Source organism: Halomonas alkalicola (genome assembly GCF_030704205.1).
GTDB classification, from domain to species: Bacteria; Pseudomonadota; Gammaproteobacteria; order Pseudomonadales; family Halomonadaceae; genus Halomonas; species Halomonas alkalicola.
On the sequence record NZ_CP131913.1, the window covers coordinates 2,075,026 to 2,097,962 of the forward strand.

The window sequence follows — 22,937 nt, forward strand, 5'->3', positions numbered from 1 at the left end:
CTGACCAGCGGGGCCGGGCGGTAACACCTCCCGGCCCCGCCTCGTTTTCAGCCATCCCGGAGAAACGCCCGTGGACGTGACCTTTCAATTCGACTGGGCGGCGGCGTTCCGCTCCATCCCGCACCTGCTGCCCGGCATTCCCTGGACCCTGCTGATCTCCTTCGGCGGACTGGCCATCGGCTTCGTGATCGGCATCGTCTTCGGCCTGATGCGGATCAGCCCGTCGCGCCTGATGCGCTGGCCGGCGATCCTCTATATCGAGGTATTCCGCGGCACGCCGATCCTGGTCCAGGTGCTGTTCATCTTCTACGGCCTGCCCCAGCTGCTGGGCAGCCCCATCAACGCCCTGACCGCCGGCATCGCCGCCATCGCGGTCAACTCCGGCGCCTACATCTCGGAGGTGGTGCGCGGCGGGGTCCAGTCCATCGAGCGCGGCCAGCGCGAGGCCTCGCTGTCGCTGGGGCTCTCCCGTACCCAGGCCTTCCGCTACGTGATCTGGCCCCAGGCCTTCCGCCGCATGATCCCGCCCCTGGGCAACCAGGGCATCATCAGCATCAAGGACACCTCGCTGTTCTCGGTGATCGGCGTGGGCGAGCTGGTCCGCCAGGGGCAGATCTACATCGCCACGACCTTCACCGCCCTGGAGGTCTACTTCATGGTGGCCCTGATGTATCTGGCCATCACCTGGAGCCTGTCGCTGCTGCTGCGCCAGCTGGAAAAGCGCGGCCTGGTCGGACAATAGAGGGAGCCCACCCATGACACAGAACGACAAGGCGACCGCTCCCATCGTGCGCATGGAGAAGGTCAACAAGCACTTCGGCGACCTTCACGTGCTCAAGGGGATCGACCTCGAGGTGACCCCGGGGGAGGTCGTCGTGATCATCGGCGCCAGCGGCTCGGGGAAATCCACGCTGATCCGCTGCATCAACGGCCTGGAGGAGTTCCAGGCGGGCCACATCGAGGTGGACGGCAACGAGCTGACTCCCCACGGCAAGAGCGGCCGTGCGCTGCAGCGGATCCGCACCGAGGTCGGCATGGTGTTCCAGCAGTTCAACCTCTTTCCCCACCTCAGCGTGCTGGACAACGTCATCCTCGCCCCCATGAAGGTGCGCGGCTGGAGCCGCGCCGACGCCGTGGAGACCGCCGAGCGGCTGCTGGCCCGGGTCGGCATCAGCGACCAGGCCGCCAAGCACCCCACCCAGCTCTCCGGCGGCCAGCAGCAGCGCGTGGCCCTGGCCCGCGCCCTGGCCATGGAGCCGCGCCTGATGCTCTTCGACGAGCCCACCTCGGCGCTGGACCCGGAGATGATCGGCGAGGTCCTCGATGCCATGCGCGAGCTGGCACGCGAAGGCATGACCATGATCATCGTCACCCACGAGATGGGCTTCGCCCGGGAGGTCGCCGACCGGGTGATCTACATCCACAAGGGTGAGATCGCCGAGCAGGCACCGCCGGAGCAGATTTTCGATCGCCCCGCCGACGAGCGCACCCGGAGCTTCCTGGCCCGGGTCCTCAAGCACTGACATCGCCCCCTCGGAGCGACCGAAAAGCCCCTGTCGGCATCGGCAGGGGCTTTTTTTCGCCTGTGGATAGAATTTTCTACGGCGAGGCCGATCTGCGCTGCAGGGCCCATGCCAGAGGGGGTCGTGGATAAGAAGGCCGGTTGTTCACAGCCGCGGGCACAAGACAGGTACCCGGCGGTGGACAAGCCGTGCAGGAGTCCCGCTGTGGGCAAGTCGCCATTCCATCCACAGGCTCAGGACGGCATGTGCGCAGGCAGTCACCCTCTTGTCCCGCCTTTGGTCAACAATACAGAGCATTGATATCAAAAGGGTATTGTGGGTTATCCACTGTTTTTGTCCACACCAGTAGTTACTACCACAGCAGAACTTCTCTCTTTATATATTGATATTTAATGTTAGGGAGAGGGAAGCCACAGGGAAGGGCGAAGGCGGTGTGGAAAACCCTGACGATTACCCACAGGGGGTTTATACTGCCGGGCTGATTTCATCCCCCGACCGGAAGACGGCGCCGCGGCGCCAACGAGGTGCACCTTGGATTACCCCGACCGCTTTGACGTCATCGTCATCGGCGGAGGCCATGCCGGAACCGAAGCCGCCCTGGCCTCCGCCCGCATGGGCTGTCAGACCCTGCTGCTGACCCACAACATCGAGACCCTCGGGCAGATGTCCTGCAATCCCGCCATCGGCGGGATCGGCAAGAGCCATCTGGTCAAGGAGATCGATGCGCTGGGTGGCGCCATGGCCATGGCCACCGATCTCGGCGGTATCCAGTTCCGCGTGCTCAACGCCCGCAAGGGTCCCGCGGTACGGGCCACCCGGGCCCAGGCGGATCGGGTGCGCTACAAGGCGGCGATCCGCGGCATGCTGGAGAACCAGCCCAATCTGACGCTCTTCCAGCAGGCCGCCGGCGACCTGATCGTCGAGGGCGACACCGTCCGCGGCGTGGTCACCGAGACCGGGATCCGCTTCCTCGGCGAGACCGTGGTGCTGTGTACCGGCACCTTCCTCGGCGGGGTGATCCATATCGGCCTCGAGCAGAGCCGCGGCGGCCGCGCCGGCGACCCGCCCTCCAATCGTCTCGCCGAGCGCCTGCGCGCCCTGCCGTTCCGGGTCGACCGCCTCAAGACCGGCACCCCGCCCAGGCTGGATGCACGCAGCCTCGACTTCTCGGTACTCGAAGAGCAGCCCGGTGACACCCCCACCCCGGTGATGTCCTTCCTGGGCAGTCGGGCCCAGCACCCGCGCCAGGTGAGCTGCCATATCGCCCACACCAATGCGCGCACCCACGAGATCATCTTCGCCAACCTCGACCGCTCGCCGATGTACTCCGGCGTCATCGAGGGCGTCGGGCCGCGCTACTGCCCCTCCATCGAGGACAAGGTGCACCGCTTCGCCGACAAGGCGAGCCACCAGGTCTTTATCGAGCCGGAGGGGCTGGATACCCACGAGCTCTACCCCAACGGCATCTCCACCTCGCTGCCCTTCGACGTGCAGCTCGAGGTGGTGCGCTCGATCAGGGGGCTGGAAAACGCCCATATCACGCGGCCCGGCTACGCCATCGAATACGATTTCTTCGACCCGCGGGACCTGAAGCACTCGCTGGAGACGAAATTCATCCACAACCTGTTCTTCGCCGGGCAGATCAACGGCACCACCGGCTACGAGGAGGCCGGCGCCCAGGGGCTGCTGGCGGGGCTCAACGCCGCCCGGCGGGCCAAGGGGCTGGCGGCCTGGTGGCCGCGCCGCGACGAGGCCTACCTCGGGGTGCTGGTGGACGACCTGATCACCCTGGGGACGAAGGAGCCCTACCGCATGTTCACCTCCCGGGCCGAGTACCGGCTGCTGCTGCGGGAGGACAACGCCGACCTGCGCCTGACCGAGGCGGGCCGCGAGCTGGGGCTGGTGGACGAGACCCGCTGGGCCGCCTTCAGCGCCAAGCGCGAGGCGATCGACGCCGAGAGCGCCAGGCTCCGTGCCAGCTGGGTGCAGCCCGGCACGGCGGCCGCCGAGGCCGTGGCCGAGAAGACCGGCAAGGCGCTCTCCCGGGAATACAGCCTGATGGACCTGCTCAAGCGTCCGGAGCTCGGCTATGACGATGTCGCCGCTCTGCCCGGTCTGCCGGGCGAGCCGGTGGCCGATGAAAGCGTCGCCGAGCAGGTGCAGATCCAGGCCAAGTACCAGGGCTATATCGACCGTCAGCAGGAGGAGATCGACCGGCTCAAGCGCCACGAGGCCACCCCCCTGCCGCTGGATCTCGATTACGCGCGGGTCGAGGGGCTCTCCCACGAGATTCGCCAGAAGCTCGCCGAGGCGAAGCCGGCGACCCTGGCCCAGGCCTCGCGCATCTCCGGGGTCACCCCGGCGGCGGTCTCGATCCTGCTGATCCATCTCAAGAAGCGGCGCCTGCTCGATGACCACAGGGCGGCCAGCGCATGACCCAAGCGGATACGCGGGTCGAAGCGCGTCTCGACCAGGGGCTCGAACGGCTGGGGATCGCCGTGGACGCCGAGCAGCGTCGGCGCCTGCTGGCGCTGGTCGGCCTGTTGCACAAGTGGAACCGCGCCTATAACCTCACCGCGGTACGTTCGCCCGATGAGATGGTCGCTCGCCACCTGCTGGACAGCGCCGCCGTGCTGCCCTTCGTGACCGGGCCGACCCTGCTCGATGTGGGGGCCGGACCCGGCTTTCCCGGCCTGGTGCTGGCGATCCTCAGGCCCGAGCTCGCGGTGAGCCTGCTCGACAGCAACGGCAAGAAGGTGCGCTTCCAGCGCCAGGCGGTGATGGAGCTTGACCTGACCAACGTCACCCCGGTGCAGGCCCGGGTCGAGGCCTTCGAGGGGCGCTTCGACCAGGTGATCTCCCGGGCCTTCGCCAGCCTCGGCGACTTCGTCGCCCTGACGCTGCCGCTGGTGGCCCCCGGCGGCCACTGGCTGGCCATGAAGGGCCCGGCGGTGGATGACGAACTGGCCGGCGTGCCGGAGGGCGTGGTGCCGGTCGCCCGGCACGCCCTGGAGGTGCCCTTCGAGGTCGGCAGCCGGCTGCTGGTGGTCCTCGAGCACCAGGCCGATGGCTCGCGCCCATGACAACCCGCGTTTCCCAGCAAGGGAGTTGCCCGTGACCAAGATCATCGCCTTGACCAACCAGAAGGGTGGCGTCGGCAAGACCACCACCGCGGTCAACCTCGCCGCCAGCCTGGCGGCGCTGGATCGCCGCGTGCTGCTGGTGGACCTCGACCCCCAGGGGCATGCCACCATGGGCAGCGGGGTGGACAAGCATGAGCTGGACGGCAGCGTGCTGGACGTGCTGCTGGGCGACCGCGGTGCCATCGAGGTGATCCTCGACTGTCCCGAGGCGGGCTATGCGCTGCTGCCGGGCAACGGCGACCTCACCGCCGCCGAGGTGGCGCTGCTCGACCGCGAGGCCGGACGCGAGCGCTGCCTGGAGCGGGCGCTGGCCGATGTGGCCGGCGAATACGACGTGGTGCTGATCGACTGCCCGCCGTCGCTCAACATGCTCACCGTCAACGGCCTCACCGCGGCCCACGGGGTGCTGATCCCGCTGCAGTGCGAGTTCTACGCCCTGGAGGGGCTCTCGGCGCTCCTCGATACCGTCGAGCAGATCAAGGACAGCGTGAATCCCGGGCTCGAGGTCTACGGCATCCTGCGCACCATGTTCGATGCCCGCAACAGCCTGACTCGCGACGTCACCAAGCAGCTGCGCGACTACTTCGGCGATACCCTGCTCAAGGCCACCATTCCGCGCAACGTGCGGGTGGCCGAGGCGCCCAGCCACGGCCTGCCGGTGACCAAGTATGCCCGCTTCTCGCGGGGCAGCCAGGCCCACCGGGTGCTGGCCAAGGAACTGATTCGCCGGCTGTCGCTGTGATGACATCCGGCGTCTGCATGCCGCAAACGCTGTGATGAGGGAGTGTCGATGACGCGTAAACGCGCCCTGGGACGTGGACTGGATGCGCTGATTGGGGCCGGCGCCCGTCGCCGTGAGAGCCTCGACCTGCCCGAGATGGAGGGCGAGGGGGTCGACGAGGCCCCGGTCGCGCAGGCGCCGGATGCGGGGGAGCGCCTCGAGCGCCTGCCGCTGAACCAGCTGACCCGCGGGAAGTACCAGCCGCGCCGCGATATCCAGCCTGAAGCCCTGGAAGAGCTGGCCGACTCGATTCGCGCCCAAGGTGTGATGCAGCCCATCGTGGTGCGCCCCGTCGGCGAGGAGCGCTACGAGATCATCGCCGGCGAGCGGCGCTGGCGCGCCGCCCAGCTGGCCGAGCTGGACGTGATCCCCGCGGTGATCCGCGAGGTGAGCGACGAGGTCGCCCTGGCCCTGGCCCTGATCGAGAATATCCAGCGCGAGAACCTCAACCCGGTGGAAGAGGCGCTGGCGCTGAAGCGGCTGCTGGAGGAGTTCGAGCTAACCCAGCAGCAGGTCGCCGACGCCGTGGGCAAGTCCCGGGCCCAGGTGGCCAACCTGCTGCGCCTGCTGGCGCTCGACCCCGAGGTGCAGACCCTGCTGGAGCGCGGCGACCTCGACATGGGCCACGCCCGGGCCCTGCTGGGGCTCTCCGGCGCCAAGCAGCGCAAGGCGGCCCACGAGGTGGTCCACAAGGACCTCACCGTGCGCGATACCGAGGCGCTGGTGAAACGACTCGTCGCCGGCGACCCAAAGCGAACCGAGAAGCCTGTGGCGAGCCCCGATGTGGCGCGTCTGGAGACGCGTCTGGGCGAACTGCTGGGTGCCCCGGTGCAGATCCAGCACGGCCGCGGTGGCAAGGGGCGGCTGACCATTCGCTACTCGAGTCTCGACGAGCTAGACGGCATTCTCGAGCACATCCGCTAGGCAAAACGGCAGGGGGGTGTCTGTTGACAATCCCTGCACCTTTGGTCGCAAGGGAGGACCGAAGCCGGGAATTTCCCAGGCCGTTCTGTTGAAGCTCCGATAGCCCTTCCCTATAATCCGCCGGTGTTTGCCTGAACCTAGGCAGGATAGCAGCGGCAAAGTCGTCCCGCGGATTGCGCGGCCAGGATGTCGACACGATGCACAGAGCCAACGCCGCTCGCCGGCAGCTGGACTTCACGCGGCTATTCCTTGCCCAGGGGCTTGCCGCCCTGCTGGTGGCCCTGCTGGGGCTCTGGCAGGCAGGGGCCGAAGGCGCGGCATCGGCCCTGCTGGGCGGGCTGGTCAGCCTGCTGCCATCGCTCTACTTCGTGTGGCGGGGGCTGTATCGCGGGCGCCGGAATGTCATGAGTTTCTACCAGGCGGCAGCGGGCAAGTTCGGTTTGACGGTGGCACTGTTCGTGATCGTGTTCGTCACAGTGCCTCCCTCAAACCCAGCTTTATTCTTTGTCGCATATGTGGCGGCCCAACTCACGCACTGGCTGAGTCCCTGGCTGGTAAGTGAGGGGTCACCCCCACGAACCTGAGGAAGCGCAGTATGGCAGCGGAAAACGAAGTGACCGCCATTTATTACATACAGCACCACCTCCAGAACCTGACCTTTGGCAGGCATCCGGAAAACGGCTGGTCGCTGGCCAGCACCTCCGCCGAAGCCACCGAGATGGGCTTCTGGGCGATCCACCTGGACACCATGGGGTGGTCGATCGCCATGGGGGCGCTGTTCCTGTGGGTCTTCCACAAGGCCGGTCGCATGGCCACCACCGGCGTGCCCGGCGGGCTGCAGAACGCCGTGGAGATCGTGGTGGAGTTCATCGAGAACCTCACCCGCTCCACCTTCCACGGCAAGAACCCCAGCATTGCGCCCCTGGCGCTGACGCTGTTCATGTGGATCCTGCTGATGAACAGCCTCAAGCTGATCCCGGTGGACTACTTCCCCGAGATGTTCGGCAAGCTGGGCTTCGAGTACATGAAGATCGTCCCCACCACCGACATCAATGCCCCCCTGGGCATGGCCATCGGCGTCTTCCTGCTGATCATCTACTACAGCTGCAAGGTCAAGGGCGTTGGCGGCTTCGCCAAGGAGCTCGCGCTCACCCCCTTCAATACCTGGCTGCTGGCCCCCTTCAACCTGATCCTCGAGATCGTTGGTCTGCTGGTTAAGCCGATCAGCCTTGGCTTCCGTCTCTTCGGCGCCATGTTCGCCGGTGAGGTGATCTTCATCCTGATCGCTCTGCTGCCCTTCTGGGCCATCTGGCTGCTGGACGTGCCGTGGGCCATCTTCCACATCCTCGTCGTCTCGCTGCAGGCCTTCATCTTCACGACGCTCTCCATCGTGTACTTGAGCGCCGCACACGAGCACCACTGAGACCCGAGCAACGCTTCACCAAACCAACCCCTAAACCCTTGTAATTCAATCTACCAGGAGTACTACCATGGAAATCGTCTACATTGCCGCCGCCCTGATCATCAGCGTTAGCGCCCTGACCACCGGCTTCGGTTTCGCCATGCTGGGTGGCAAGCTGCTCGACAACACCGCGCGTCAGCCGGAAATGAGCGACCAGCTGCAGACCCGTACCTTCATCATGGCCGGCCTGCTCGACGCCGTGCCGATGATCGGCGTTGGTATTGCGATGTACCTGATCTTCGTCGTTGCCGGTTAATGGCCCAACCGAGCGCCTCTAGGGCGCTCGGTTCGCTTCTACCCGGTCGCCACGAACCAGTCAGAGGTACTTACCCGTGAATATCAACATGACGCTTATCGGGCAGACGATCGCCTTTGCGATCTTTGTCTGGTTCTGCATCAAGTACGTGTGGCCGCCGATCAGCTCTGCGCTTCACGAGCGCCAGAAGAAGATCGCCGACGGCCTCGACGCGGCCAGCCGTGCGTCACGTGACCTCGAGCTCGCTCAAGAACAGGCGTCTCAGACCCTGCGCGAAGCCAAGGAGCAGTCCTCACAGATCCTCGAGCAGGCCAACAAGCGTGCCTCGCAGATCGTCGAGGAAGCTCGCGAGCAGGCTCGCTCAGAGGGCGAGCGCCTGGTGGCCAGCGCCCGCGCCGAGATCGATCAGGAGATCAATCGCGCCAAGGAAGAGCTTCGCGCTCAGGTGTCGCGCCTCGCGATCGTGGGTGCCGAGCGTGTTCTGGAAGCCTCCATCGACGAAAAGGCACACCGCAAGCTGGTCGACAAGCTTGCTGCCGAACTGTGAGGAGGTGATCCATGGCGGAAACATCTACCGTCGCACGGCCCTACGCCAAGGCGGCGTTCGAGTATGCGCGTGATCACAAGGCGCTGGATGCCTGGTCCGAGATGCTGGGCACCCTGGGCCAGGTCATGGCCAACCGGGACGTCCAGGCACTCGTTGCCAGTCCGAAGCTCACCCACGAGCGCAAGGTGGCGCTGCTGGTCGATGTGGCCGACATCAAGGTGGACGACGCGGCGCGTCGTTTCCTCGATGAGCTGGCCGACCAGCGTCGCCTGCCGGCGCTGGCCGCCATCGCCGGGCAGTTCGAGCGGCTGCGTGCCGACCACGAGCAGCGCGTCGACGTGACCGTGGTGTCGGCCTTCGAACTCGACGCCAAGCAGCAGCAGAAGCTCGCCGGTGCGCTCAAGAAGCGCCTGAATCGCGAAATCTCCATTACCACTCAGGTGGATCCCAGGCTTCTCGGTGGCGTGATCCTGCGCGCCGGCGACACCGTCATCGACGGGTCGGTGCGCGGTCGATTGAACCGCCTCGCCGAAGCCCTTACCGCCTGAGTCTGAGGGACATGGCATGCAGCAACTGAATCCTTCCGAGATCAGCGACATCATCAAGCAGCGTATCGAAAAGCTTGACGTCGCATCCGAAGCCCGTAATCAGGGCACCATCGTCAGCGTCTCCGACGGCATCGTGAAGATCCACGGGCTCGAGGATGCGATGTTCGGTGAGATGATCGAATTCCCCGGCAGCATCTTCGGCATGGTGCTCAACCTCGAGCGCGACTCCGTGGGCGCCGTGGTGCTGGGCGACTACCTGCAGCTGGAAGAGGGCATGACCGCCAGCTGTACCGGCCGCATCCTCGAGGTGCCGGTGGGCCCCGAGCTGAAGGGTCGCGTGGTGGATGCCCTGGGCAACCCCATCGATGGCAAGGGCGACATCGACGCCAAGCTTACCGACGCGGTGGAAAAGGTCGCCCCGGGCGTCATCACCCGTCAGTCGGTGGACCAGCCGATCCAGACCGGCTTCAAGTCCATCGACGCCATGGTGCCGATCGGTCGCGGCCAGCGTGAGCTGATCATCGGCGACCGCCAGATCGGCAAGTCGGCCATCGCCGTCGATGCGATCATCAACCAGAAGGGCAAAGGCGTCACCTGTATCTACGTCGCCATTGGCCAGAAGCAGTCCACCATCGCCAACGTGGTGCGCAAGCTCGAAGAGCACGGTGCCATGGAGCACACCATCGTGGTCGCCGCCGGCGCAGCCGACCCGGCCCCGATGCAGTTCCTGGCGCCCTATGCCGGCTGCACCATGGGCGAGTACTTCCGCGACCGCGGCGAAGACGCCCTGATCGTCTACGACGACCTCACCAAGCAGGCCTGGGCCTACCGTCAGGTCTCCCTGCTGCTGCGTCGTCCGCCGGGCCGTGAAGCCTACCCGGGTGATGTCTTCTACCTCCACTCTCGCCTGCTGGAGCGCGCCGCGCGCGTCAACCCCGAGTACGTCGAGAAGTTCACCAACGGTGAAGTGAAGGGCAAGACCGGCTCGCTGACCGCGCTGCCGATCATCGAGACCCAGGGGGGCGACGTCTCCGCCTTCGTTCCGACCAACGTGATCTCGATCACCGACGGTCAGATCTTCCTGGAGACCGACCTGTTCAACTCGGGCATCCGTCCGGCCATCAACGCCGGTCTGTCGGTTTCCCGCGTGGGTGGTTCGGCCCAGACCAAGATCATCAAGAAGCTTGGCGGCGGTGTGCGTCTGGCGCTCGCCCAGTACCGCGAGCTGGCGGCCTTCTCCCAGTGCGCCTCGGACCTGGACGAGTCCACCCGCAAGCAGCTCGAGCACGGTCAGCGCGTCACCGAGCTGATGAAGCAGAAGCAGTACTCGCCGCTCTCCGTGGCCGAGATGGGGCTGTCTCTGTACGCGGCCAACGAGGGCCATCTGGATGACGTCGACGTCAGCAAGGTACTGGACTTCGAGCGTGCCCTGCACGACTTCATGAAGTCCGAGTACGCCGAGCTGCTCGACAAGATCAACCAGACCGGCGACTACAACGACGAGATCCAGCAAGGGCTGAAAGAGGGTCTCGAGAAGTTCAAGGCCACTCAGAGCTGGTAAGCCTGGAGGCCCGCCCGCCGAGGGCGGGCCCGGGAACTGTCTGAGGGCCACGAACGGAGTAGATCGCTATGGCAGCTGCAAAAGAGATTCGCACCCAGATCGGGAGCATCAAGAACACGCAGAAGATCACCAGCGCCATGGAAATGGTCGCTGCGTCGAAGATGCGCAAGGCTCAGGACCTGATGAAGGCCAGCCAGCCCTATGCGCGTCAGATCCGCAACGTCGTTGCCCATATTGCCGATGCCAACCCCGAGTACAAGCACGACTACATGGTCGAGCGGGACGTCGAGCGCGTGGGCTATATCGTGGTCTCCACTGACCGCGGCCTGTGCGGCGGCTTGAACGTCAACCTGTTCAAGGCGGTGCTCAAGGACTCGATGGCGTGGCGTGGCGAGGGCGCCGAGCTGGATTTCTGCGCGCTGGGTTCCAAGGCTGGCGGCTTCTTCAAGAACTACGGGGGCAACCTCGTGGCGGCGAAGAGCGGCCTGGGCGAGTCGCCCGAGGTCGAGGACCTGATCGGTAGCGTCAAGGTCATGCTGGAAGCCTATGACGAGGGGCGCCTGGATCGCCTGTACGTGGTGTATAACGAGTTCGTCAACACCATGACCCAGAAGCCGGTGGTCCGTCAGCTTCTGCCCTTGTCTGCGGACATGGGCATGGATGACTCCCACGAACAATCCGGTCCCGTATACACCTGGGACTACCTGTATGAGCCGGATGCCAAGGCGCTGCTGGATAGCCTGCTGGTTCGTTTCATCGAATCCCAGGTGTACCAGGCGGTGGTCGAGAACGCGGCGTGCGAGCAGGCCGCGCGGATGATCGCCATGAAGAATGCCACCGACAACGCCGGCGGCCTGATCGACGACCTGGAGATGATCTACAACAAGGCTCGCCAGGCCGCGATCACCCAGGAAATTTCCGAGATCGTCGGGGGCGCCGCCGCCGTATAGCGCCGGGGAGGGCGTGGCCCTCCCGGCACACAGGCTTCATAGGCAGGTTATTTAGAGGATCGCAAGATGAGCGGACGTATCGTACAAATCATCGGCGCGGTGATTGACGTAGAGTTTCCGCGGGACGACGTTCCCAAGGTCTACGACGCGCTGAACGTCTCGAACTCCGAGACCGTGCTCGAGGTCCAGCAGCAGCTGGGCGACGGCGTGGTGCGCACCATCGCCATGGGCTCCACCGAGGGCCTGAAGCGCGGCATGGAAACCGTCAACACCGGTGCCGCCATCTCCGTGCCGGTCGGCAAGGAGACCCTGGGTCGCATCATGGACGTGCTGGGCCGCCCCATCGACGAGGCCGGCGACATCGGCGAGCAGGAGCGCATGCCGATCCACCGCAAGGCGCCTACCTACGCGGAGCAGTCCGCTTCCAACGAGCTGCTGGAGACCGGCATCAAGGTCATCGATCTGGTCTGCCCGTTCGCCAAGGGCGGCAAGGTCGGCCTGTTCGGCGGCGCCGGCGTGGGCAAGACCGTCAACATGATGGAGCTGATCCGCAACATCGCCACCGAGCACAGCGGCTACTCGGTGTTTGCGGGCGTGGGCGAGCGCACCCGTGAGGGTAACGACTTCTACCACGAAATGACCGAATCCAACGTTATCGACAAGGTATCGCTGGTTTATGGTCAGATGAACGAGCCGCCCGGCAACCGCCTGCGCGTGGCCCTGACCGGCCTGACCATCGCCGAGAAGTTCCGCGATGAAGGCCGTGACGTGCTGCTGTTCGTCGACAACATCTACCGCTACACCCTGGCCGGTACCGAGGTGTCCGCACTGCTGGGCCGCATGCCCTCCGCTGTGGGCTACCAGCCGACCCTGGCCGAGGAGATGGGTGTGCTCCAGGAGCGCATCACCTCCACCAAGACCGGCTCGATCACCTCTGTGCAGGCCGTCTACGTGCCCGCGGATGACCTGACCGACCCGTCCCCGGCGACCACCTTCTCGCACCTGGACGCCACCGTGGTACTGGCGCGTTCCATCGCCGAGCTGGGTATCTATCCGGCCATCGACCCGCTGGACTCCACCTCGCGCCAGCTGGACCCGCTGGTGGTCGGTGAGGAGCACTACGACACCGCCCGCGGCGTGCAGAACGTGCTGCAGCGCTACAAGGAGCTCAAGGACATCATCGCGATTCTGGGCATGGACGAGCTGTCCGACGAGGACAAGCTGGCCGTGTCGCGGGCGCGTAAGATCCAGCGCTTCCTGTCGCAGCCGTTCTTCGTGGCCGAGGTGTTCACCGGGTCGCCCGGCAAGTACGTGTCCCTCAAGGACACCATCCGTGGCTTCCAGGGCATTCTCAACGGCGAGTACGATGAGCTGCCAGAGCAGGCCTTCTACATGGTGGGCACCATCGACGAGGCCGTCGAGAAAGCCAACCAGATGAAGTAATCCCGTCCATCAGGGGGATTCGCTATGGCGAACAGCTTCACTTGCAACATCGTCAGCGCCGAAGCGGCCATCTTCTCGGGCGAGATCGAGCAGCTGGTAGCCTCGGGGCTCATGGGGGATATCGGCATCCTCGCAGGCCACCGTCCGCTGCTCACCGAGCTCAAGCCGGGTCCGATTCGCGTCATCCACGAGGGTGGCGCGGAGGAGAACTTCTACGTCTCCGGCGGCTTCCTCGAGGTGCAGCCGAAGGTCGTGACGATTCTCGCCGATGCGGCATCCCGTGCCGGTGACCTCGACGAGGCCTCCGCCGAGGAGGCCCGCCAGCATGCGCTGAAGGCGTTCAACGACAAGTCGGCGGAGCTGGATTACACCCGCGCCGCCGCCGAGCTCGCCGAGGCCGTGGCTCAGCTGCGTACCATCCAGCAGCTGCGCAAGAAGGCCGGCAAGGGCTGATTCGGCCCGGGCCGTGACGGCGCGCCCCCCGATCCCGTGAAATAGCGGGTTCGGGGGGCGTTTTCGTCTCTGCTATCATGGGCGCCGGCCCCGCGCCGCTGGTTCCGCTCACCCATCTCTGCGCCCCCGGCGTCAGGAGGATGCCATGTCACTGAACGAGACCCTGCAGGAACAGAAGGAGGCGCTGGTCGCGGCCCAGGCCGAGGAGGACCGCGAGCGCCTCGACGAGATGCTGTCGGAGCTGCGTTCCGCGGACATCGCCGAGATCCTCGAGGAAGTCCTCGAGGAGGATGACGATCTGCCGGTCGCCATGGGCCTGCTCGAGGCCCTGCCGCTGGAGCGGCGGGCCAACGTGTTGGGCTACCTGCCCGGCGAGGAGCAGGTCGAGATCACCTCGACCATGTCCGACGAAACGCTGCTCTCGGTGCTCGAGGAGATGGGCTCGGACGAGCGCGCCGACCTCTTCAACCTGCTCGACGAGGATCGCCGCGAGGGGCTGCTGCGGCGCATGGCGCGCCAGGAGCGCGAGGACCTCAAGCGCCTGGCCAGCTACGAGGAGGGCACCGCCGGGGCGATCATGACCTCGGACTACGTGGCCATCCCCACCGGCATGACCGTCTCCCAGGCGATGATGCGGGTGCGTCAGACCGCCCCCGACGCCGAGACCGTCTACCAGCTCTATATCATCGACCCCGACGGCAAGCTGGCCGGCACCCTGTCGCTGCGCCAGCTGATGGTGGCGCGCCCGGGAGCCCAGGTCGACGACATCATGATCAAGGACGTGATCAGCATTCCGGTGGACGAGGCCCAGGAGGAGGTCGCCCGGGTCGTGGCCCGCTACGACCTGCTGGCGCTGCCGGTGCTCGATGCCGACGAGCGCCTGGTGGGCATCGTCACCCACGATGATGCCATGGACGTGGCCGAATCCGAGGCCACCGAGGACTTCCACAAGGGGATGTCCATCGGTGCCCTGGAGGACGGCGTCAGCCGGGTGCCGCTGTGGAGCCTCTACCGCAAGCGGGTGACCTGGCTGGTGCTGCTGGTCTTCGCCAACCTCTTCTCCGGCGCCGGCATCGCCTACTTCGAGGACACCATCGCCGCCCAGGTGGCGCTGGTCTTCTTCCTGCCGCTGCTGATCGGCAGCGGCGGCAACGCCGGGGCCCAGGCTGCCACCCTGATGGTGCGCGGCATGGCCACCGGCGACGTCGGGGTCAAGGACTGGAGCACCCTGCTCGGTCGCGAACTGCTGGTGGCCGGCTCCCTGGGCCTGACCATGGCCCTGGCGGTAGCGCCCATCGGGGTGATGCGCGGCGGCGAGGCGGTGGCCATGGTGGTGGCCATGAGCATGGTGACCATCGTGCTGTTCGGCAGCCTGCTCGGCATGTGCCTGCCCTTCGTGCTCAACCGGCTGGGCTGGGACCCGGCCACCGCCTCGGCGCCGCTGGTGACCACCCTGATCGACGCCTCGGGGGTGGTGATCTACTTCAGCATCGCCACCGCCATCCTGTCCGGGGTCTAGCATGGAGTGGCTGCAGGTCTTCGTGCTTTCCATCGTGCAGGGGCTCACCGAGTTCCTGCCGATCTCCAGCTCCGCCCATCTGATCCTGGTGCCGGTGCTCACCGACTGGGAGGATCAGGGCCTCGCCTTCGACGTCGCCCTGCATATCGGCAGCCTGGCGGCGGTGGTGCTCTACTTCCGCCATGAGCTTGCGCGCATGGCCGGCAGCTGGGTCGGTTCGCTGCGCGGCGGCGGCATGGACCAGGATGCTCGGCTCGCCTGGTGGGTGCTGCTGGCCACCGTGCCGGTCTGCCTGATCGGCTTCACCTCCCGCGATGCCATCGAGCTGGGCATGCGTTCGCCGCTGATCATCGGCGCGAGCCTGATCGGCTTCGGCCTGGTGCTGGGCTATGCCGACTGGCGCCGCCGCCGCGGCGGGCGCAGCGAGTACCAGCTGGGCCTCAGGGACGTGCTCTTCATCGGTGGCGCTCAGGCCCTGGCGCTGATTCCTGGCACCTCGCGCTCCGGCATCACCATCACCGCGGCGCTGCTGCTCGGCATGAGCCGGGAGGGCGCGGCACGCTTCTCCTTCCTGCTGTCGATCCCGGTGATCGTGCTGGCCGGTGGCCTGGAGATCGTCGGCCTGGTGCGGGAGTCCCATGCGGTGGACTGGCCGGCGGTGACGGTGGGGGCCATCCTCTCCGGCATCAGCGCCTACCTCTGCATCCACTATTTCCTGGTCTTCATCAAGCGCGTCGGCATGCAGCCCTTCGTGGTCTATCGGCTGCTGCTCGGCGGCTGGCTGCTGTGGCTGTTCTGGTAGTGGCCGACCCTCATCCGTCACGGGAGTGCCTGTCATCATGAAGTTCCTGCGTCTCCATTTCCCGCTGCTGCTCCTCGCCGGGCTGCTGCTGCTGGCCGGCTGCTCGGAGCGCGACCGTCCCCTCGACTCGCCGGTGCGCTTCGAGGGGGGGATCTTCGGCAGCTTCTATCAGGTGACCATCGCCGACTCGCTGACCCAGGGCCAGGCCCAGGCGCTGGAGGAGGGCATCCTCGAGACGCTCGAGGCGGTGGATGTCGGCATGTCGATCTACATCGAGGACTCGGAGCTCATGGCCTTCAACCAGTCGCCCCTCGGTGAGTGGCAGCCGCTCTCCGACGAGCTGGTCGAGGTGCTGGCGATCAGCCAGGCGGTGGCCGAGAAGAGCGACGGCGCCTTCGACGTCACCCTGGGGGGGCTGGTCAACCTGTGGAGCTTCGGCGGCGAGGCGCGTCCCCGCGAGGTGCCGGACGAGGCGGCGCTGGCCGAGCGCCTCGAGGTGGTCGGTTTCGATGCGCTGGAACTCGACCCGGCGGGGCTGCAGGCGCGGCGCACCCGGGACGTCTTCGTCGACCTGGGCGGTGTGGCCAAGGGCCATGCGGTGGACCGGGTCGCGGCCTACCTCGACCGTGAGGGCATCGAGCACTATCTGGTCAACCTGGGGGGCGACCTGATCGCCCGGGGCTATCGCAATGCCGGCGGCGGGGACGACGGCGAGGCCGAGTCCTGGCGCATCGGCGTGGAGGCGCCGCTGGAAGACCGTCAGGAGGCGCAGTACGTGCTGCCCATCGGCGATGTCTCCCTGGCCACCTCCGGCGACTACCGCAACTACTTCGAGGAGGGGGGGCAGCGCTTCTCCCACACCCTGGACCCGCGCAGCGGCCGGCCCATCGACCATCGCCTGGCCTCGGTGAGCGTGCTGCACCCCTCCAACGCCTGGGCCGACGCCTGGGCCACGGCGCTGATGGTGCTGGGGGACGAGGCGGGCATGGCCCTGGCCGTCGCCCAGGACCTCAAGGTGTTGATGATCGTACGCGTGGACGAGGGCTGGGAGAGCCTCGTCAGCCCCGCCTTCGTGGCATACTTCGGCGATGAGCTGGTCGAGGAGCTCGGCCTGGTGGCGGTAGCCGAGCCGGGCGAGCTCGAGACCGAGCCCGCCCCGAACGAATGAACGACAGGAGTCATTGATGACGCTGGATGTGGTGATACTCGCGGCCGGGCAGGGAACCCGGATGCGCTCGACCCTGCCCAAGGTGCTGCACCGCCTGGCCGGCAAGCCCATGGTGCGCCATGTGATCGACACCGCGGCAGGGCTCGCTGCCGAGCGTACCCACGTGGTGGTGGGGCACGGCGCCGAGAAGGTGCGCGAGGCCCTGGCCGACTGCGAGGTGCACTTCGCGCTGCAGGCCGAACAGAAGGGCACCGGCCATGCCGTGGCCCAGGCCCTGGAGGGCCTCGGCGAGGGCAAGGTGCTGGTGCTCTATGGCGACGTGCCGCTGATCCGTCGCGAGACCCTGGCGGGGCTGCTGGACGGCGTCGATGACGACCACCTCGGCCTGCTCACCGTGACCCTGGCGGACCCCACCGGCTACGGGCGCATCCTGCGCAATGCCGAGGGCGAGGCGGTGGCCATCGTCGAGCACAAGGACGCCTCCCAGACGGAGCTTGCCATCGCCGAGTGCAACACCGGCATCATGGCGATGACCGCCGCCCAGCTGCGCCGCTGGCTGCCGCGGCTCTCCGCCGACAACGCCCAGGGCGAGTACTACCTCACCGACATCATCGCCATGGCGGCCGCCGAGGGGGTCAGGATCGTCACCGCCCAGCCGGCCGACCCGCTGGAGGTGGAGGGGGTCAACAACCGGCTGCAGATGGCACGCCTGGAGCGCGCCCACCAGCTGGCCACGGCCGAGCGGCTGATGGCCGACGGGGTGGCGCTGATCGACCCGGCGAGGATCGACATCCGCGGCGCCCTCACCTGCGGCCACGACGTGGAGATCGATGTGGGCTGCGTCTTCGAGGGAAACGTGGAGCTCGGCGAGGGGGTGCGCATCGGCCCCCACTGCGTGATCCGCGACAGCCATATCGGCGCCGAGACGGTGATCGAGCCTCACAGCGTCATCGAGGGCACGGTGATCGCCGGTCGCGGTCGCGTCGGTCCCTTCGCCCGGCTGCGCCCCGGCACCCGCCTGGCGGTGGGCGCCAAGGTGGGCAACTTCGTCGAGACCAAGAACGCCGAGGTGGGTGAGGGCAGCAAGATCAACCACCTGAGCTACGTGGGCGACGCCCGGCTGGGCCGCGACGTCAACGTCGGCGCCGGCACCATCACCTGCAACTATGACGGCGCCCACAAGCATCGCACCGAGATCGGCGATGGCGCCTTCATCGGCTCCAACACGGCGCTGGTGGCCCCGGTGAGCGTGGGCAGCAACGCCACCGTGGGCGCCGGTTCCACCATCAGCAAGGACGTGGCGGACAACGCCCTGGCCGTTTCCCGCGGCCGTCAGATCAGCAAGGCCGACTGGCCGCGCCCCAGCAAGGACAGGTAAGGAGAGTCACCATGTGTGGAATCGTCGGGGCCGTTGCCGAGCGTAACGTGGAAGGCATTCTTCTCGAGGGGCTGAAGCGCCTCGAGTACCGCGGCTATGACTCCGCCGGCATGGCGGTGCTCTCGCCGGAGGGCACGCTGTCGCGCCGCCGGGCGGTGGGCAAGGTGGCGGCCCTGGCCGAGCGCCTGGCGGCGGAGCCGTTGCCGGGGCGCTGCGGCATTGCCCATACCCGCTGGGCCACCCACGGCCGGCCCAGCGAGGCCAATGCCCACCCCCACCAGTCCGGCGAGCGCCTGGCGGTGGTGCACAACGGCATCATCGAGAACCACGAGGCCCTGCGCCAGGAGCTCAAGGCGGCGGGCTATGTCTTCACCTCCGAGACCGATACCGAAGTGGTGGCCCACCTGCTGGAGCGCGAGAGCCGCGAGGCGGGCGACCTGCTGGCCGCGGTGCGCCGCGTGCTGGCCCGACTCGAGGGCGCCTATGCGCTGGGCGTGGTCAGCGCGGCCGAGCCCGATGTGATCGTCGGCGCCCGCAAGGGCAGCCCGCTGGTGGTGGGGGTGGGCATCGGCGAGGCCTTCCTGGGCTCGGACCCCCTGGCCCTGCTGCAGGTCACCGACCGCTTCATCTACCTGGAGGAGGGCGACATGGTGCGCCTCTCCGCGGGCGGTCGCATCGAGGTCTTCGATGCCGCAGGTGGACCCGTGGAGCGCGAGGTGCAGACCTTCGAGCACGGTGACGGGGCCGCCAGCAAGGGCGAGTACCGCCACTTCATGCTCAAGGAGATCCATGAGCAGCCGGCGGTGATCGCCGCGGCGCTCGAGGGCCGCCTGGGCGAGCGCTCGGTGCTGGTGGAGAGCTTCGGCCCCGACGCCGAGGCGCTGTTCGGCCGCGTCCGCCAGATCCATATCGTCGCCTGCGGCACCAGCTACCACGCCGGGATGGTGGCCCGCTACTGGCTGGAGCGGTTCGCCGGGGTACCGGTGCAGGTGGAGGTGGCCTCGGAGTACCGCTATCGCCAGGTGGTGGTGCCCGAGGGCACCCTCTTCGTCACCCTCTCCCAGTCCGGCGAGACCGCCGACACCCTGGCGGCGCTGCGCTTCGCCAGGGAGCGCGGCTACCTGGCCAGCCTGGCGATCTGCAACGTGCCGGGCAGCTCCCTGGTGCGCGAGTCGGACCTGACCCTGATGACCCAGGCCGGCCCCGAGGTCGGGGTGGCCTCCACCAAGGCCTTCACCACCCAGCTCACCGCGCTGATGCTCTTCACCCTGGCGCTGGGGCGGGTCAAGGGGCTCGACGAGGCCACCCAGGCCGAGCTGGTGACGGCCCTGCGCGGCCTGCCGCGACTGGTGGAGCGGGTGCTGGCGCTGGATACCGAGATCGAGGCGCTCTCCATGGCCTTCGCCGAGAAGCAGCATGCGCTCTTCCTGGGCCGCGGGGCGCACTTCCCGATCGCCCTGGAGGGCGCGCTCAAGCTCAAGGAGATCTCCTACATTCACGCCGAGGCCTATCCGGCCGGGGAGCTCAAGCACGGCCCCCTGGCGCTGGTGGACAGCGAGATGCCGGTCATCTCCGTCGCCCCCAACGACGAGCTGCTCGACAAGCTCAAGTCGAACCTCCAGGAGGTGCGTGCCCGGGGCGGCGAGCTCTTCGTGTTCGCCGACGAGGGGGGGGCGCTGGCCGAGGAGGAGGGGATCCGGGTGCTGCGCCTGCCCCATGTGCACGAGGCCCTCGCCCCGATCCTCTACACCCTGCCGCTGCAGCTGCTCAGCTACCACGTGGCGGTGCTCAAGGGCACCGACGTGGACCAGCCGCGCAACCTGGCCAAGAGCGTGACGGTGGAGTGACGCCGGCCGCCGAGCCGCCGCGCCTCTACCTGGGGCTGCCCATGTGGGCCAACCCGGAGTGGCGCGGCACCCTCTATCCGCCCCATGGCGGCGGGCTTGCGGAGTATGCCCGGGTGTTCGGCACGGTGGAGGGCAACACCACCTTCTACAGCGGGGCCCCCCGGGCGGAGACGGTGGCGGCCTGGGCGCGCCAGGCGCCATCGGGATTCCGCTTCTGCTTCAAGCTGCCGGGGGCGCTCACCCATGAGCGCCGCCTTTCCGGCATCGAGGCGGAACTGGAGGGCTTTCTCGAGGCGCTCTCGCCCCTGCATGACCGGCTCGGGCCCATGATGGTCCAGCTGCCCCGCGACTTTGGCGTGGAGGAGCTCCCCCGACTGGCGGCCCTGCTCTCCCGCTGGCCGGCGCAGATCCCCTGCGCGGTGGAGGTGCGCCACCCCGAGTTTTTCCACAAGGGGCCCGCCGAGGTCGCCCTCAACAGATTGTTGATAAGTCACGGCGTCGACCGGGTGATGCTCGACGTACGACCGCTCTTCTCGACCCCGCCTGGGGCCTGTCCCGGCCTCGCCGTGGCCCAGAGGGAAAAGCCTAAACGCCCTTCACACGTGCTTTCCACGGCAGATCGCCCGCTGGTGCGCTTCATCGGCCACCTCGATCCCGCGATCAACGAGCGCTATTTCGCGCCCTGGATCCAGCGCCTCGTCCTGTGGATAAAACAGGGGAAAACCCCTTATCTGATGGTGCATACTCCGGACAACCGCCAGGCCCCGGAGCTGGCAAGATCCCTCCATGCACGGCTCGCCGAGGCCCTCTCCCTGCCGCCCCTGGCGGACTTCCCGGGCGAGGCCCAGACGACCCTCTTCTGACGCCCCATGATCCATGACAGCCGATCGGCGCGACGGGCCAGCTTCGACTGGCCATCCAGCGTTTGATCGGATAGTTTTATCCCCCTGTGCGGCATACCCATGGATATTTACCGGATCTTGCCCATAAAGGCGTGATTCCTGCCGGTATCGGCCGCACGGTGCCTGCCCTTCCCGGAGCAACAACCTGCCGGGCGGAGGCGAGCGGCACGGCAGCGATCCTGCCTGGATCCTGTCATGCTCTGGAAGACGCCGTGCGATCCATGGCGTCCTGGACGTGGCAATGACAAGCACAAGCCGTCATCGCGCCAGACCGGCTGATGGCGACACGTACACTCAGGGTGAATCATGTCTAAACTCGTGCATGCGCAGTGGTCATCGAAGATGACCTTCGTGCTCGCCGCCGCGGGCTCCGCGGTGGGACTGGGCAACATCTGGCGGTTTTCCTACATGGTGGGCGACAGCGGGGGTGCGGCCTTCGTGCTCATCTACCTGGCCTGCGTGGCCCTGGTGGGCCTGCCGATCCTGGTGGCCGAATGGCTGATCGGCCGGCGCGGCCAGGAGAACCCCATCAACGCCATGGCGGATCTCGCGCGCCGGAACGGACGCCTGCCGGCCTGGGCGGTGGTCGGTGCCAGCGGCGTGCTGGCGGCCTTCCTGATCCTCTCCTTCTATAGCGTGATCGGCGGTTGGTCGCTCTCCTACACCCTGGGTTCCGTCACCGGCCGCTTCACCGGCCAGGATGCCGACGGCATCGGCGCGCTCTTCGGCAGCCTGCTGGGCAGCCCGGGCATGCTGACCCTGTGGCACACCGCCTTCATGGCACTGGTGATCTTCATCGTCGCCCGCGGTGTGACCAAGGGGCTCGAGGGCGCCGTGCGCACCATGATGCCGGGGCTGGTGCTGCTGCTGATCGTGCTGGTCGGCTACGGCATGACCACCGGTCACTTCGGCGAGGCGCTGGCCTTCATGTTCCGCCCCGACTGGAGCGCGGTGACCGGGGGCGTGGTGCTGGCCGCCATGGGGCAGGCCTTCTTCACCCTCTCCCTGGGCATGGGCATCATGATGGCCTACGGCTCCTACCTGGGCGAGGACGTCAACCTGATCGGCACCGCCCGTACGGTGATCATCCTCGACACCGTGATCGCGCTGCTGGCGGGCATGGCGATCTTCCCCATCGTCTTCGCCAACGGCATGAGCCCCGCCGATGGGCCCGGGCTGATCTTCGTCAACCTGCCGGTGGCCTTCGGCAACATGACCGGCGGTGCCATCCTCGGCCTGATGTTCTTCCTGCTGCTCACCTTCGCGGCGCTGACCTCGGCGATCTCGCTGCTGGAGCCGGTGGTGGAGCTGGTGGAGGAGCGCACCCCGCTCTCCCGTGTGGCGGCGACCCTGACGAGCGGCGTGGCGGTATGGGCGCTGGGCATCGCGGCGCTGATGTCGTTCAACGTCTGGGGAGACTTCCTGATCTTCGGCCTGAACATCTTCGACCTGCTGGATACCTTCACCAGCAAGGTGCTGCTGCCCTTGACCGGCCTCGGGGCGATCCTCTTCGTGGCCTGGTGCCTGGAGCGCCAGAGCGTGGCCAGCGAGCTTGGCCTGGCCGGCGGCACGGAGCGGCTATGGCACCTGGTGGCCCGCTATGTGGCGCCCATCGGGGTGATCGTGGTCTTCGTCACCGGCCTGCTCTAGGCGGGACGATCCGAAGAGGGCAGAAAGCCCTGCGAGCCCCGCCCCGGCGGGGGGGGGCTCGCGTGTTGGGGGGTGCCCTG

At 67.2% G+C, this 22,937-nt stretch carries 22 protein-coding genes; all 22 read left to right on the forward strand.

What is annotated here, in order from left to right:
- The first annotated feature begins 70 nt into the window (after positions 1 to 70).
- A complete protein-coding gene (locus B6N23_RS09930; protein WP_119022283.1) occupies positions 71 to 742 on the forward strand; it encodes an amino acid ABC transporter permease in 672 nt (223 codons plus the stop codon).
- A gap of 13 nt (positions 743 to 755) precedes the next feature.
- Positions 756 to 1,523 carry an amino acid ABC transporter ATP-binding protein gene (locus B6N23_RS09935; protein WP_119022282.1) on the forward strand — a complete coding sequence of 256 codons (768 nt, stop codon included), beginning with the start codon at positions 756 to 758 and terminating at the stop codon, positions 1,521 to 1,523.
- 531 nt (positions 1,524 to 2,054) lie between these two features.
- A complete protein-coding gene (gene mnmG, locus B6N23_RS09940) occupies positions 2,055 to 3,959 on the forward strand; it encodes a tRNA uridine-5-carboxymethylaminomethyl(34) synthesis enzyme MnmG (RefSeq protein ID WP_110069117.1) in 1,905 nt (634 codons plus the stop codon).
- Complete coding sequence (gene rsmG / locus B6N23_RS09945; protein ID WP_305498344.1) at positions 3,956 to 4,606, forward strand: 16S rRNA (guanine(527)-N(7))-methyltransferase RsmG; 651 nt, start codon at positions 3,956 to 3,958, stop codon at positions 4,604 to 4,606. The genes mnmG and rsmG overlap by 4 nt, the downstream gene beginning before the upstream one ends.
- A gap of 31 nt (positions 4,607 to 4,637) precedes the next feature.
- Positions 4,638 to 5,408 (forward strand): ParA family protein, encoded by a 771-nt coding sequence (locus tag B6N23_RS09950; RefSeq protein WP_302140001.1) that lies wholly within the window; start codon positions 4,638 to 4,640, stop codon positions 5,406 to 5,408.
- Positions 5,409 to 5,456: 48 nt separating this feature from the next.
- A complete protein-coding gene (locus tag B6N23_RS09955) occupies positions 5,457 to 6,371 on the forward strand; it encodes a ParB/RepB/Spo0J family partition protein (RefSeq protein ID WP_305498347.1) in 915 nt (304 codons plus the stop codon).
- A 197-nt stretch (positions 6,372 to 6,568) separates the two neighbouring features.
- Positions 6,569 to 6,955: an ATP synthase subunit I gene (locus tag B6N23_RS09960; RefSeq protein ID WP_305498349.1), complete on the forward strand. Its 387-nt coding sequence runs from the start codon at positions 6,569 to 6,571 to the stop codon at positions 6,953 to 6,955.
- A gap of 11 nt (positions 6,956 to 6,966) precedes the next feature.
- The gene (gene atpB / locus B6N23_RS09965; protein ID WP_305498351.1) at positions 6,967 to 7,794 is read left to right on the forward strand and encodes a F0F1 ATP synthase subunit A; all 828 of its coding nucleotides are present in this window, start codon (positions 6,967 to 6,969) and stop codon (positions 7,792 to 7,794) included.
- Between the two features lie 67 nt (positions 7,795 to 7,861).
- Positions 7,862 to 8,089, forward strand: a complete 228-nt coding sequence (gene atpE, locus B6N23_RS09970) for a F0F1 ATP synthase subunit C (protein WP_169956201.1) — start codon at positions 7,862 to 7,864, stop codon at positions 8,087 to 8,089.
- 76 nt (positions 8,090 to 8,165) lie between these two features.
- On the forward strand, positions 8,166 to 8,636 hold the full coding sequence (locus B6N23_RS09975) for a F0F1 ATP synthase subunit B (RefSeq protein WP_169956203.1): 471 nt from the start codon (positions 8,166 to 8,168) through the stop codon (positions 8,634 to 8,636).
- 11 nt (positions 8,637 to 8,647) lie between these two features.
- Positions 8,648 to 9,184: a F0F1 ATP synthase subunit delta gene (locus tag B6N23_RS09980; RefSeq protein WP_305498361.1), complete on the forward strand. Its 537-nt coding sequence runs from the start codon at positions 8,648 to 8,650 to the stop codon at positions 9,182 to 9,184.
- Between the two features lie 16 nt (positions 9,185 to 9,200).
- Positions 9,201 to 10,745: a F0F1 ATP synthase subunit alpha gene (gene atpA / locus B6N23_RS09985; RefSeq protein ID WP_305498363.1), complete on the forward strand. Its 1,545-nt coding sequence runs from the start codon at positions 9,201 to 9,203 to the stop codon at positions 10,743 to 10,745.
- A 68-nt stretch (positions 10,746 to 10,813) separates the two neighbouring features.
- A complete protein-coding gene (gene atpG / locus B6N23_RS09990; RefSeq protein WP_169956209.1) occupies positions 10,814 to 11,695 on the forward strand; it encodes a F0F1 ATP synthase subunit gamma in 882 nt (293 codons plus the stop codon).
- 66 nt (positions 11,696 to 11,761) lie between these two features.
- The gene (gene atpD / locus B6N23_RS09995; protein WP_169956211.1) at positions 11,762 to 13,138 is read left to right on the forward strand and encodes a F0F1 ATP synthase subunit beta; all 1,377 of its coding nucleotides are present in this window, start codon (positions 11,762 to 11,764) and stop codon (positions 13,136 to 13,138) included.
- A 24-nt stretch (positions 13,139 to 13,162) separates the two neighbouring features.
- Complete coding sequence (locus tag B6N23_RS10000) at positions 13,163 to 13,591, forward strand: F0F1 ATP synthase subunit epsilon (RefSeq protein ID WP_305498367.1); 429 nt, start codon at positions 13,163 to 13,165, stop codon at positions 13,589 to 13,591.
- Positions 13,592 to 13,736: 145 nt separating this feature from the next.
- Complete coding sequence (gene mgtE, locus B6N23_RS10005) at positions 13,737 to 15,110, forward strand: magnesium transporter (RefSeq protein ID WP_305498369.1); 1,374 nt, start codon at positions 13,737 to 13,739, stop codon at positions 15,108 to 15,110.
- Position 15,111: 1 nt separating this feature from the next.
- A complete protein-coding gene (locus tag B6N23_RS10010; RefSeq protein ID WP_305498371.1) occupies positions 15,112 to 15,912 on the forward strand; it encodes an undecaprenyl-diphosphate phosphatase in 801 nt (266 codons plus the stop codon).
- Positions 15,913 to 15,949: 37 nt separating this feature from the next.
- Positions 15,950 to 17,080, forward strand: coding sequence for an FAD:protein FMN transferase (locus tag B6N23_RS10015; protein WP_305498373.1), 1,131 nt, complete (start codon positions 15,950 to 15,952; stop codon positions 17,078 to 17,080).
- Positions 17,081 to 17,096: 16 nt separating this feature from the next.
- On the forward strand, positions 17,097 to 18,458 hold the full coding sequence (gene glmU, locus B6N23_RS10020) for a bifunctional UDP-N-acetylglucosamine diphosphorylase/glucosamine-1-phosphate N-acetyltransferase GlmU (protein WP_305498375.1): 1,362 nt from the start codon (positions 17,097 to 17,099) through the stop codon (positions 18,456 to 18,458).
- 11 nt (positions 18,459 to 18,469) lie between these two features.
- On the forward strand, positions 18,470 to 20,305 hold the full coding sequence (gene glmS / locus B6N23_RS10025; RefSeq protein WP_305498376.1) for a glutamine--fructose-6-phosphate transaminase (isomerizing): 1,836 nt from the start codon (positions 18,470 to 18,472) through the stop codon (positions 20,303 to 20,305).
- On the forward strand, positions 20,302 to 21,168 hold the full coding sequence (locus B6N23_RS10030; RefSeq protein WP_500796444.1) for a DUF72 domain-containing protein: 867 nt from the start codon (positions 20,302 to 20,304) through the stop codon (positions 21,166 to 21,168). The genes glmS and B6N23_RS10030 overlap by 4 nt, the downstream gene beginning before the upstream one ends.
- Positions 21,169 to 21,513: 345 nt before the next feature.
- Positions 21,514 to 22,857: a sodium-dependent transporter gene (locus tag B6N23_RS10035; RefSeq protein WP_305498378.1), complete on the forward strand. Its 1,344-nt coding sequence runs from the start codon at positions 21,514 to 21,516 to the stop codon at positions 22,855 to 22,857.
- Positions 22,858 to 22,937 lie beyond the last annotated feature (80 nt).